The organism is Pseudomonas sp. OE 28.3 (genome assembly GCF_014268205.2).
Classification (GTDB): Bacteria; Pseudomonadota; Gammaproteobacteria; order Pseudomonadales; family Pseudomonadaceae; genus Aquipseudomonas; species Aquipseudomonas edaphica.
On sequence record NZ_CP077082.1, the window covers coordinates 4,920,110 to 4,932,017 of the forward strand.

General features: G+C 60.9%; 8 protein-coding genes. 3 read left to right on the forward strand and 5 right to left on the reverse strand.

From position 1 onward, the window contains the following. The first annotated feature begins 279 nt into the window (after positions 1-279). From HU759_RS22000 to HU759_RS22010, 3 genes are read left to right on the forward strand one after another with little or no spacing between them, the layout of a single operon-like run. Entirely contained in the window at positions 280-2,205 is a 1,926-nt protein-coding gene (locus HU759_RS22000) for an IucA/IucC family protein (RefSeq protein ID WP_186617156.1), read from the forward strand. Further along, positions 2,195-3,421 carry an MFS transporter gene (locus tag HU759_RS22005; protein WP_099548855.1) on the forward strand — a complete coding sequence of 409 codons (1,227 nt, stop codon included), beginning with the start codon at positions 2,195-2,197 and terminating at the stop codon, positions 3,419-3,421. The genes HU759_RS22000 and HU759_RS22005 overlap by 11 nt, the downstream gene beginning before the upstream one ends. Further along, the gene (locus HU759_RS22010) at positions 3,418-5,538 is read left to right on the forward strand and encodes a TonB-dependent receptor (RefSeq protein ID WP_138448996.1); all 2,121 of its coding nucleotides are present in this window, start codon (positions 3,418-3,420) and stop codon (positions 5,536-5,538) included. The genes HU759_RS22005 and HU759_RS22010 overlap by 4 nt, the downstream gene beginning before the upstream one ends. Before the next feature lie 67 nt (positions 5,539-5,605). Here the strand turns inward: HU759_RS22010 and HU759_RS22015 are convergent, their stop codons facing one another. The 5 genes from HU759_RS22015 to cysM all read right to left on the reverse strand — a co-directional run bounded on the left by HU759_RS22015 (position 5,606) and on the right by cysM (position 11,822). Beyond that, on the reverse strand, positions 5,606-6,151 hold the full coding sequence (locus HU759_RS22015; RefSeq protein ID WP_017134874.1) for a DUF2058 domain-containing protein: 546 nt from the start codon (positions 6,149-6,151) through the stop codon (positions 5,606-5,608). Between the two features lie 25 nt (positions 6,152-6,176). After that, entirely contained in the window at positions 6,177-7,010 is an 834-nt protein-coding gene (gene mazG / locus HU759_RS22020; RefSeq protein ID WP_017134873.1) for a nucleoside triphosphate pyrophosphohydrolase, read from the reverse strand. 161 nt (positions 7,011-7,171) lie between these two features. Then, positions 7,172-9,415: a GTP diphosphokinase gene (gene relA, locus HU759_RS22025; RefSeq protein ID WP_017134872.1), complete on the reverse strand. Its 2,244-nt coding sequence runs from the start codon at positions 9,413-9,415 to the stop codon at positions 7,172-7,174. Between the two features lie 152 nt (positions 9,416-9,567). Further along, positions 9,568-10,920, reverse strand: coding sequence for a 23S rRNA (uracil(1939)-C(5))-methyltransferase RlmD (gene rlmD / locus HU759_RS22030; protein ID WP_176991403.1), 1,353 nt, complete (start codon positions 10,918-10,920; stop codon positions 9,568-9,570). After that, the gene (gene cysM, locus HU759_RS22035) at positions 10,920-11,822 is read right to left on the reverse strand and encodes a cysteine synthase CysM (RefSeq protein WP_017134870.1); all 903 of its coding nucleotides are present in this window, start codon (positions 11,820-11,822) and stop codon (positions 10,920-10,922) included. Before cysM ends, rlmD begins: the two co-directional genes overlap by 1 nt. Between the last annotated feature and the right edge of the window lie 86 nt (positions 11,823-11,908).

Here is an 11,908-nt window from a genome sequence, read left to right on the forward strand (position 1 = left end):
TCCTGTGTTCTGCCACGACCGCATGAAAGCAGATACACCCTACAGAACCCCAGGCTTCGTACTACAAGTCACCTCAAAGACACTGAACCAGCCTGACTTAGCCCCTTCAACCCTGATTCCAGACCTGCATGGTCGCTCTCTCCGGCTTCGAACCGCCCTCCTTTCGCCCCTGAATAATCGTTTCCGCAAAAAGCGTAACAACAAATAGACATTTGGTAATGATTCTCGATAGTATCCGTTCGCTTTTCACTCAGCCCTACGGATAAGGAGTTCGATTTGATGCACGGACAGGTCGCCACACCGGAAAAACTACTGCTGGAACGCTGGGGTGAAGCACTCTCCACTCGCCAATTCCTGGCTAAGCACGTCACGCTTGATGCCCTGATCGATACCCTCGCACCTGCCGCCGAACGCAGCTTCCAGCGCCTGATCCAAGCCCTGTTCCGTGAAGGCCTGCTCAACCCCACCACACGCACTTATGACGAACACAATCGCTGCTGGCTGGAGCTACCCGACCACACCCGCCTATGTTTTGATCACCTGCGCCCAGGCCGCATGGCCAGCTGGGATTTGCGCGGCACGGTGAGTGTCCTGCGCGCTGGCCAGCCCGAACAGAAAATCCGATTCCCCTCGCAGTTGCTGACATTACTCAACAGCAGCCTCGAATCATCTGCCGCCCCAGACGTCTTGAGCCGCCTCAACCGGGAGATAGACGACAGCTTTATCAACGATACGCTGTGCCTCGCCTTCCACGAGCAGTGGACCCTCGAGCTGCACGCCGCAATGGCCCCCGCGCATCAAAACAATTTGCTCAGCTACCTCAAGAACAACCCAAGCGTTTCCAACCCGACATCAGTACTCGAGCAGTGGGGCACCTTGGGCCATCCATGGCACCCCAACTACAAGACGAAGTTGGGCTTGGGTACAGAGCAGGTGATTGAATTCTCGCCGGAGTTCGAGGCGCGCTTTCCGGTATTACTCTGCGCGCTGCACCGCCAGTTCGCCCATGTCGAAAGCCTGGCCGGTACTGCAGATTACTGGCAGTGGTGGCAAAACCACTTCCCGCAGGCCGCCCGCCAACTGACAGCGCACTTAAGCGCTCAAGGCCTTGAGGCTGGCGACTACCTGCCGATGCCCGCTCACCCTTGGCAAGCTCGCCAAGAGCTGCCGCAACTGTTCGCCAATGAAATCGGTGACAGGCTGCTGGTGCTGACCGACATCGTCGCGTTCACCGCCCACCCCACCATGTCATTCAGGACCGTGTTGCCTGAAGGCCGGTGCGACGCGCCAATGGTTAAACTTCCCGTGTCGCTGCGCTTGACCAGTGTGCAGCGCACAGTGTCGCCACGCTCCGCGCGCATGGGGCCACGGATCAGCCATTTACTGCAAACCATCCTGGCACGCGAGCCACACATTCAAAAAATCCTGAGCATCGTGCCCGAACGACTCGGCGTGCATTTCCAACCACAACCTGCCAATGACGAGCACTCCCGGCACCTGGCCGTCCTGTACCGTGACAACCCGCAGAGCCTGCTCGAACCGGGCGAAATGGCCATTCCGGTAGGCAGCCTGTTTGCCATTGATCAGCATGGGCACCCCTTGCTCAAGCAGTGGGTACGCCTGAGCAAAGGCGCTGATGACGCGCAGGCCATGCAGGCGTTTTTTAAAGACTATGCATCGATTGCAGTGCCGGCACTGCTGGGCATGTACTTGCGTTATGGCGTGGCCTTCGAGGCCCATCAGCAGAACTCCTTTATGGTCATGGGCACAAACGGGCAAGCAAACCGCCTGTTGCTGCGTGATTTCGGTGATATCCGCATCGACCGCAAGACCTTGCATGCCCATGGCCTCGACATCGAACTGCACGACCCGAAGATGACCTTGTACGACGATGCCGGCTTCGTGCGCGACAAGTTGCTGCACACCGTGTTCATGTGCCACTTGGGCGAACTGGTATTGCTCAGTGCGCGCCATTTCGATATTCCGGAGGGGCTGCTGTGGGACGAGCTGTCAGCCCAGGTCCGCGAGTGTTTCGATGATTTGCGCAGCCAGGTCGAACCCCAACGTTGGCAGACCGAACGTGCCGCGCTGCTGGAGCAGGACTGGCCAGCCAAGTCGTTTATGCGCATGCGCCTGATGGAAAGCCACGCCGATATCGTCGGACGCCTGCCGAACCCGCTGAGCACTGCCGCCAATGTCGGCTAACAACACTGCATTGCGCCTGTTGGTGGTGATTCAGTTGGTGTCGATGGGCGCCATGGAGATGAGCGGCCCCTTCTGGCCGTTGCAGATCCAGAAACTGCTGGGCGTTGCCAACGCCCAGTACACCGGCCTGCTGTCGTCGCTGGTGTATGCCGGGCCGATGATGGCGGCGATGATCCTCACGCCAATGTGGGGGCGCCTGGGTGATCGTACCGGCCACAAGCCGATGATCATTCGCGCGCTGCTGGCCCTGGCGGTATGCCAGGCGCTGGCCGCTGTCACCACCGACCCGTGGCTGCTGGTGGTCATCCGCGTGGCGCAAGGTGCGCTGGCAGGTTTTATTGCAGCAGCCCAAGCCTATGCGCTGGCGTACTGCGCCGAAGGTGGGCGCGGGCACATTCTGGCGCGGTTGCAATCGGCCACCGCCGTGGGCTCGCTGGCCGGGCCGGTGCTGGGTGGCTGGCTGATGGATATTTCCGGTTTCGCGTTGCTGTGCTACAGCGCCACGGCGGTCTGCCTGCTGTGCGCGCTGATCAGCCTGTTTCTACCCAGCGATGCGCCGCGCTCAAGACCGGTACGCGCCTCAACGCCTACGGCACTGCCCAAAGGCTGGCTCGGCGCAATGCTCGCCATCATCGTGCTGATCCAGGCCGCCAAGATGATGCCCCAACCGTTTTATGCCCTGTACGTCGCCGATGTTCTACACGCTCCTGCCTGGCTGATCGGCGCCAGCTACGCCGCCAGCGCACTGACGCTCGCGCTGTCCGCGCCGCTGTGGGGCCGCCTGTTTGACCGACACCCCGCGGCGCAAACATTACGCATCATCGAATGGGTCACGTGGTTTTGCGCCTTGACGCTGGCCTTCACGGCGATGGCCGGCGAATGGCTGGGGTTCCTCGCCAGCCGGCTGCTGTGGGGCGTGTGGCAAGGCGCGCTGCTACCGGTCGCCTACACGTTGATCGCCAATACCGTCGCACCCAGCCAGCAGGGGTTTGCCTTGGGCCTGGGCAATAGCGCCGCAAAAGGTGGCGCGTTGTGCGGTGCACTGTTGGGTGGCGTCGGCATGGCAATGGTGGGCTTGGCGCACAGCTTTTGGCTGGTGGCACTGACCTATGCCTTGGCGGCCCTGGGTATCCGCGCCATCCGTTCGTTCACCCGAACACCTGAGACTACCGATTTTTCTGTCAATACTTCTAATAACTCAAAGGCAAGATCATGAACAAATCACAATGGGCCGTCCTGCTGCCCCTGCTCGGTTCGATAAGCGCGCCTGTCTGGGCCGATCAACCTGAAGACGCGCCAGCGGCGGCTACCAACCTGCAATTGCAGGCGACGGTCGTTTCGGCCACTCGCAGTGAAACCAGCATTGCCGCGATCCCAGGCTCGGTGCAGGTCATCGACGAAGCACAGATCCGCCAGCAGACAGCAGCAGGACGCCGGGTTGCCGATATCCTCGGGCAACTGGTCCCGGGCATAGCACCCTCCAGCGGTGGCATGAGCAACTTCGGCCAAACGCTGCGCGGGCGCAACACGCTGATCCTGATTGATGGCGTGTCCCAGAACGCCACGCGTGACAACTTCCGCCAGCTCAACAGCGTGGCACCGGAAAGCATCGAGCGCATCGAAGTGATTTCCGGCGCCAGCAGCGTCTACGGCGCCGGCGCCTCAGGCGGCATCATCAACATCATTACCAAGCGCAACAAAGGCGAAGACCTGGCCTTCAGCAGCAAGATCGGCATGACCGCCGGTAACAATTTCAGCCACAAGGGGTTTTCCTACGAAGCTTTCCAAAGTGCCACCGGCCGCAAAGGCCCGGTGGACTGGTACGTGTCGGGCAATACGGTGCAACGCAACGACCAGTTCGACGGTAACGGCAAACGCATTCCCCAGGACACTTCCCAGGGCAGCAACATGGACACCGACACCTACGACCTGCAAGGTCGCTTCGGCTACGAGCTGGATGACGACAAGAAGATCAGCCTGTCGCTGCAAGACTATAAAGATGAACAGGACACCCGCTACACCAAGAACCCACGCATCACCAGCACTGCCGTCGCGGTAAAAGGCCTGGACCTGGATGACCAACCCTTCACCCACAACCAGGCGGTCAACCTCAATTACGCCGACAAGGACTTCTACGGCCAGGGCTTGCAGGTCGAAAGTTATTGGCGGCGTGCCGACGCACTGTTCTTCCCCGACCTGTCTCGCGGCCGTGCCGGGGTGTCCGACAACAACAGTGTGCAAGACGTCTATGGTGTGCGGGCAGCGATTGATACACAAATGCCGGACATCGGCTCGGCGACCGGTAACCTGGTCTGGGGCGCCGACTATGACCATGAAACCTCGCGCCAACGCGGCGACCAATACCGGGTCAACGGCCTGAGCTATACCAAGACCGGCACCACCTTTGAGATGGGCCCGGACATCGCAACCGCCACCAAAGCCATTTTTGGCCAGCTGTCCTACGATATCGATGACTGGACCTTACGTGGCGGCATCCGTCGTGAGTGGATCGAAAGCGAAGTGTCCGACAGCATTGCCTACGGCGAGATCGTGCAGACCGGCAACCGCGCCACACTGCCGGGCGGCACCCTCAAATACGATGACACGCTCTACAACCTGGGTGCGGTGTACCACCTGAATGAAAACCAGGATGTGTTCGTCAATTTCAGCCAGGGGTTTTCCCTGCCGGATATCCAGCGCTTCCTGCGTGACGTCAACAGCAAGTACGACATCCAGGACCTGAACGCCCAAGCCCTCAAGGTCGACAGTTACGAGCTGGGCTGGCGTGGCAACTGGGACAAGTGGCTGGCCAACGTCACCGCGTATGAGAACACTTCGGACGTCACCCAGTTCTATGATGCCAATGACCGTGTGTTGCGCCTGATCAACCAGAAAGAGCGCGTGCGCGGCATCGAAACCAGCCTGACCTACAACGTCACCGATCAATGGTCGGTAGGCGGCACGTACGCCTACGCCAAAGGCGAGACCCAGCAAAACGGCAAATGGATCGACCTGCCCGCCACACGTATCTCGCCTGCCAAGACCACCGCCTTTGTCGGCTATGACCGTGGCGACTACAGCCTGCGCCTGCAAGGCATGCAACTGGCCGACTATGATGCCGCGGCCAAAGACAACAACGGCCGCGATATCAAAGGTTATACGCTGGTCGATCTGCTCGGTTCGGTCAGGTTGCCAGTCGGTCGCCTGGAAGGCGCGATCTACAACCTCAGTAACCGCAATTACCAGAACATGTTTGCCCAGGCCAACGCCCGTGCGCCGTACCCGAACGCTGAAGGGCGTACCTTCAGCGTGAGTTATGCAGTGGATTGGTGATCGGCTGAAGCTGCAGGTTAAAAACACAAACCCCGCCTTTTGAGCGGGGTTTGTTGTTTTTAACGCCTTACCACATCAGATCATCCGGGATCTGGTAGGCCGCGTATGGATCGTCCTCATCCGGCACCTGGCTTTCGGTGAGGATATTGAGCTGCACGATACGCTCTGGTGCGCGCTCCTGGATCTTCAGCGCCGCTTCACGCGGGATCACCTCGTAGCCGCCACCGTGGTGCACGATCGCCAGGGAGCCGTTGCTCAGTTTGTTGCGCATCAACGTGTTGACCGACAGGCGCTTGACCTTCTTGTCATCCACGAAGTTGTAGTAGTCCTCGGTAGTCAGCTTGGGCAGGCGCGAGGTTTCGATCAGTTGTTTAACCTGAGCCGTGCGGGCCTTGGCCTCGGCTTTTTCCTGCTGCTGGCGGTTCAGTTCCTGGTCGCGCTTGACCTTTTCGGCATGCGCTTCGGCGGCCAGGCGCGCCTGGGTGTCATCAGCCTCGATCTGGCCTTTGTGGACCAGGCGCTGCTGCTTCTGTTTGTCTTTGCCGACCTGCTTGGCCTGCTTTTGGTTGACCAGACCTGCTTTGAGCAACTGGTCGCGAAGGGAAAGGCTCATGGTGCTTACTCACTTAGGCAACTGCTCAACCGCAGCTGGACACATTCTTTTCCTGGCGTTTGGCTTCGCCCCACAGGGCGTCCAACTCTTCGAGGGTGCAATCTTCTATGGGTTTGTGCGTATCGCGCAATGCCTGTTCGATAAATCGGAAACGTCGTTCGAACTTGGCGTTGGCGCCACGCAGCGCGGTTTCCGGGTCGACCTTGAGGTGACGGGCCAGGTTGACCGCCGCAAACAACAGGTCACCGACCTCATCGGCGATCGCCACCGAATCGTTATCAGCCATGGCTTCGAGCACTTCATCCAGCTCTTCACGCACGTTGTCGACCACCGGCAAGGCAGCCGGCCAGTCGAAACCTACCTGGCTGGCGCGCTTTTGCAATTTGGCGGCGCGGGATAACGCGGGCAAGGCCGCAGGTACGTCATCGAGCAGGGACAATTGCTCGGGTGCGTCGGATTTTTCTGCGCGCTCCTCAGCCTTGATCTGCTCCCAGCGTTCTTTAACCTGTTCTTCGCTTAACTGGGGAATATCCAGCGGCGCGTACAAATCACCCGTCGGGAATACGTGCGGATGGCGACGAACCAGCTTGCGCGTAATGCTGTCGATTACCCCGGCAAACTCAAAGCGCCCTTCTTCCCGCGCCAGCTGGCTGTAATACACCACCTGGAACAACAGGTCGCCCAACTCGCCTTGCAGATGATCAAAGTCGCCGCGCTCGATGGCATCGGCAACCTCGTAGGCTTCTTCAAGGGTGTGCGGCACGATGGTCGCGTAGGTTTGCTTGATATCCCACGGGCACCCGTATTGCGGGTCGCGCAGGCGATTCATCAGGTGCAGCAGGTCTTCAAGTGAATACATCGGTCAATCTCTGCCCATTGTCTGGAACCGCTGAAGATCTAATGTGGGAGCTGGCTTGCCTGCGATAGCCTCGACTCGGTCTATCAGACAGACCGAGTCGCCTGCATCGCGGGCAAGCCCGGCTCCCACAGAAAGCAGCCCACAGATATTTTCAGACCGCATCAAGGTGTGCGATTACGCCGCGTCTCGATGATGTTCGGCAACTGGGAAATCCGCCCCAGCAACCGCCCCAACGCGTCCAGCCCCGGGATCTCGATGGTCAGGGACATCAACGCGGTGTTGTCCTCTTTGTTCGAGCGGGTGTTGACCGCCAGCACGTTGATGCGCTCGTTGAGCAGCACTTGCGACACGTCACGCAGCAAACCGGAACGGTCGTAGGCACGGATGATGATGTCCACCGGATACGTGAGCACCGGCACCGGGCCCCAACTGACCTGGATGATGCGCTCGGGCTCGCGCCCTCCCAGTTGCAGCACCGAGGCGCAATCCTGGCGGTGAATGCTCACGCCACGCCCCTGGGTGATGTAGCCGACGATGGCATCGCCCGGCAATGGCTGGCAGCAGCCGGCCATTTGCGTCATCAGGTTGCCCACGCCCTGGATCTGGATATCGCCGCGCTTGCCAGGCTTGTAGCCGGTGGCTTTGCGCGGAATCAGTTCCAACTGCTCGCTGCCGCGCTCCGGCTCGACCAGTTGCTGGGCCAGATTGACCAATTGCGCCAGGCGCAAGTCGCCAGCACCGAGGGCGGCGAACATGTCTTCGGCGATCTTCATGTTGGCTTTTTCGGCCAATTTGTCGAAGTCCACCTGTGGCAGGCCCAGGCGCGCCAATTCGCGTTCAAGCAAGGTCTTGCCGGCCGCGACGTTCTGGTCGCGTGCCTGCAACTTGAACCAGTGAACGATCTTCGCCCGCGCCCGCGATGTGGTGATGTAGCCCAGGTTCGGGTTCAGCCAGTCGCGGCTCGGCGTGCCGTGCTTGCTGGTGATGATCTCGACCTGTTCACCGGTTTGCAGGCTGTAGTTGAGCGGCACGATGCGCCCGTTGATCTTGGCGCCCCGGCAGTTGTGGCCGATTTCGGTGTGTACGCGATAGGCGAAGTCCAGCGGCGTGGCGCCCTTGGGCAAGTCGATGGCGTGGCCGTCGGGGGTGAAGATATAGACCCGGTCCGGCTCGATATCCACCCGCAGCTGCTCGGCCAGGCCGCCGATATCGCCCAGTTCTTCGTGCCATTCCAGCACTTGGCGCAACCAGGAGATCTTCTCTTCGTACTGGTTGGACCCGGCCTTGACGTCCGTGCCCTTGTAACGCCAGTGCGCGCAAACTCCAAGCTCGGCCTCTTCGTGCATGGCGTGGGTGCGGATCTGCACTTCCAGCACCTTGCCCTCAGGGCCGATCACGGCGGTGTGCAGCGAGCGATAGCCGTTTTCCTTGGGGTTGGCGATGTAGTCGTCGAATTCCTTGGGGATGTGCCGCCACAACGTGTGCACGATGCCCAGCGCGGTGTAGCAGTCGCGCATTTCCGGCACCAGTACGCGCACGGCGCGCACGTCGTAGATCTGGCTGAAGGCCAGGCCCTTGCGCTGCATTTTGCGCCAAATGGAATAGATGTGCTTGGCGCGGCCGCTGATGTCGGCGTCGACGCCGGTGGCTTGCAACTCGGAACGCAGCTGGCCCATCACGTCGGTGATAAAGCGCTCACGGTCGAGCCGCCGCTCGTGCAACAGCGTGGCAATTTGTTTGTATTGGTCGGGTTCGAGGTAGCGGAAGGACAAATCCTCCAGCTCCCACTTGATATGGCCGATGCCCAAGCGGTGCGCCAGCGGCGCGTAGATGTCGAACACCTCGCGGGCCACGCGGTTGCGCTTTTCGTCGTCGGCGGTCTTCACCGCACGGATCGCGCAGGTACGTTCGGCCAGCTTGATCAGCGCGACGCGCACGTCGTCGACCATGGCCACCAGCATTTTGCGCAGGTTTTCGACCTGGCCCTGGGTGCCCAGCACCATGGACTGACGCGGGCTGAGGCTGGCGCTGATGGCGGCCATGCGCAGCACGCCGTCGATCAGCTTGGCCACCACCGCGCCGAAACGCTGGCTGACCGTCGGCAACGGGATATGCCCTTCACGCACGCCACGATAAAGCACGGCGGCGATCAGCGAATCCTGGTCCAGCTTGAGATCGGCGAGGATCTCGGCGATTTCCAACCCGGTGCGAAAGCTTGAAGTGCCTTCGGCCCACAGGTTCTTGGCCGCATTGTCTTGCTGTTCAGACTCACGAGCGAACTCGCAGGCTGCTTTCAAGGCTTCACGGTCCAGTGCCGGGTCGACACTGACGGCATGATCCAGCCATGCCTCGAGATTGATACTGCCGTCGGTGTTGATCGGCTGGTGTGCTCTCACCTGTACCATCTTGCTTACCTTCCCTACGACGCACCTTGGATGCGCCAAAAATCATCGCTGACCTGCTGCGTAACCCTAGCGGTGCAACCATTAGGCTAGGTACCACTCCCTGACAGGTCACGGCCCAGGAGACGACAGGCCAGTCGGATTAAACGGGCATCCTAGCCCGCTTCAAATAACGCCATGGCCTCGACATGCGCTGTTTGCGGAAACATGTCGAGGATCCCGGCACGTTTTAGCCGGTAGCCTTGCTTGACCAACTCAACCGTGTCCCGCGCCAGCGTGGCCGGGTTGCAGGACACATACACCAAGCGCTTGGCCCCCAGGGTGGCGAGCTTGCGCACAACCTCCAGGGCACCGTCACGGGGTGGGTCCAAGAGTACCGCAGAAAAGCCCTGTTTGGCCCACTCCGCGTCGGTCAAAGGCTGGGACAGATCGGCCTGAAAAAACTGCACATTATGCAAATTGTTGCTGACGGCGTTCTGCGCCGCCCGCTCGACCATGGCTTGCACGCCCTCTACCGCCACCACTTCGCGCACCTGTTTGGCCAGTGGCAGGGCAAAGTTGCCCAGCCCGCAAAACAGGTCCAGCACCCGTTCTTCGGCCTTTGGCGCCAACCACTCCAGGGCCTGGGCGACCATCGCATCGTTGACTCCGGCGTTGACCTGGACAAAATCTCCCGGACGGTAAGCCAGTTCCAGATCCCACGCCGCCAGTCTAAAACCAAGCGCCTGACCCGGCTCTACCGGCTCCGGCTGGCCCTCGCCATGCAGCCACAATTGGGCGTCATGGAAGGTGCAAAATTCTTTCAATACCTGCAGGTCCGCTTCGGACAGCGGCGCCATGTGCCGCAGCAACACGGCAATCGACGAACCACTGAACAACTCCACATGCCCCAACGCCTGTGGTTTGCTCAGGCGGCGCAGCATGTTCGGCAAACGCTGCATGATCGGTTGCAAGGCTTGTACCAGCACCGGGCAATCATCGACAGCGACGATATCCTGGCTGGCCACGGCGCGAAAACCCACCTCAAGCTGTTTGGCCTTGGCATCCCAGCGCACCGCCACACGGGCGCGGCGACGGTAGCCGAACTCCGGCCCGCTCAACGGTGCCGCCCACTCTTGCGGTTCGACACCGGCCACACGGGTCAGTTGCTCGGCGAGCATGCGCTGTTTCAGGGCAAGTTGTTCGTCATGGGGCAGGTGCTGCACGCTGCAACCGCCACAGCGGCCGAAGTGCGCGCACGGTGCCGGGCGACGCAGCTCGCTGGCCTTGAACACACGCTCGGTACGCGCCTCGACGATTTTGCCGTGGGCGCCCAACACCCGCGCTTCGACTTCTTCGCCGGCCAGCGCGCCATTGACGAACCAGGTGCGGCCTTCAAAGAACACAATGCCGCGGCCATCGTTAGCCAGGCGTTCGATGGTCAGGCGTTGCTTCTTGCCCACCGGAATCTGCGGGGCGCGGCTGCCGCCCGTCGGCTGAAAGCGCAGGCCTCTCTCGTGCTTGGCCATCAGTTGGGTTCGTCGAAGATGCCGGTCGACAGGTAGCGGTCGCCTCGGTCACAGATGATCGCGACGATCACCGCGTTTTCAACTTCTTTGGACAGACGCAACATACCGGCCACAGCGCCACCGGAGGACACGCCACAGAAGATGCCTTCTTCACGCGCCAGACGGCGGGTGGTGTCTTCGGCTTCACGTTGGGCCATGTCGATGATGCGGTCCACGCGCGTCGCGTTGTAGATCTTGGGCAGGTACTCTTCAGGCCAACGACGGATACCGGGAATGGCCGCGCCTTCCATCGGTTGCAGGCCGACGATCTGGATCGCCGGGTTCTGCTCCTTGAGGTAGCGCGAGTTACCCATGATGGTGCCGGTGGTGCCCATGGAACTGACGAAATGGGTGATGCTGCCTTGGGTCTGGCGCCAGATTTCCGGGCCGGTGCTGGTGTAGTGTGCCTCGGGGTTATCGCCGTTGGCGAACTGGTCGAGCACCACGCCACGGCCTTCGGCGGCCATGCGCTCAGCGAGGTCACGCGCGCCTTCCATGCCTTCTTCCTGGGTGACCAGGATGAGTTGGGCGCCATAGGCGGTCATCGCCGCCTTGCGCTCGGCACTGCCGTTGTCGGGCATGATCAAGACCATCTTGTAACCCTTGATCGCCGCGGCCATGGCCAGGGCGATGCCGGTGTTACCCGAGGTGGCTTCGATCAGGGTGTCGCCCGGCTTGATCTGCCCACGCAACTCGGCGCGGGTGATCATCGACAACGCCGGGCGGTCCTTGACGGAACCGGCCGGGTTGTTGCCTTCGAGCTTGAGCAGCAAGGTATTGCTGGTTTCACCCGCCATGCGTTGCAAGCGGACCAGGGGCGTGTTGCCGACGCAATCGGCGATTGTAGGGTACTGCAAGGTCATGGCGTATTCGCAATCCAGACTGCGGGGGCGAACATCATACCGGGAAAGGCCGGCGGGCCATATCACGCAAAGTGTGGTGCTTATTC

Bases quoted from the DNA above. Each gene is read 5' to 3' on its own strand.
- HU759_RS22000 (WP_186617156.1), top strand. From the start codon at position 280: ATGCACGGACAGGTCGCCACACCGGAAAAACTACTGCTGGAACGCTGG.
- HU759_RS22005 (WP_099548855.1), top strand. From the start codon at position 2,195: ATGTCGGCTAACAACACTGCATTGCGCCTGTTGGTGGTGATTCAGTTG.
- HU759_RS22010 (WP_138448996.1), top strand. From the start codon at position 3,418: ATGAACAAATCACAATGGGCCGTCCTGCTGCCCCTGCTCGGTTCGATA.
- HU759_RS22015 (WP_017134874.1), bottom strand. From the start codon at position 6,151: ATGAGCCTTTCCCTTCGCGACCAGTTGCTCAAAGCAGGTCTGGTCAAC.
- mazG (WP_017134873.1), bottom strand. From the start codon at position 7,010: ATGTATTCACTTGAAGACCTGCTGCACCTGATGAATCGCCTGCGCGAC.
- relA (WP_017134872.1), bottom strand. From the start codon at position 9,415: ATGGTACAGGTGAGAGCACACCAGCCGATCAACACCGACGGCAGTATC.
- rlmD (WP_176991403.1), bottom strand. From the start codon at position 10,920: ATGGCCAAGCACGAGAGAGGCCTGCGCTTTCAGCCGACGGGCGGCAGC.
- cysM (WP_017134870.1), bottom strand. From the start codon at position 11,822: ATGACCTTGCAGTACCCTACAATCGCCGATTGCGTCGGCAACACGCCC.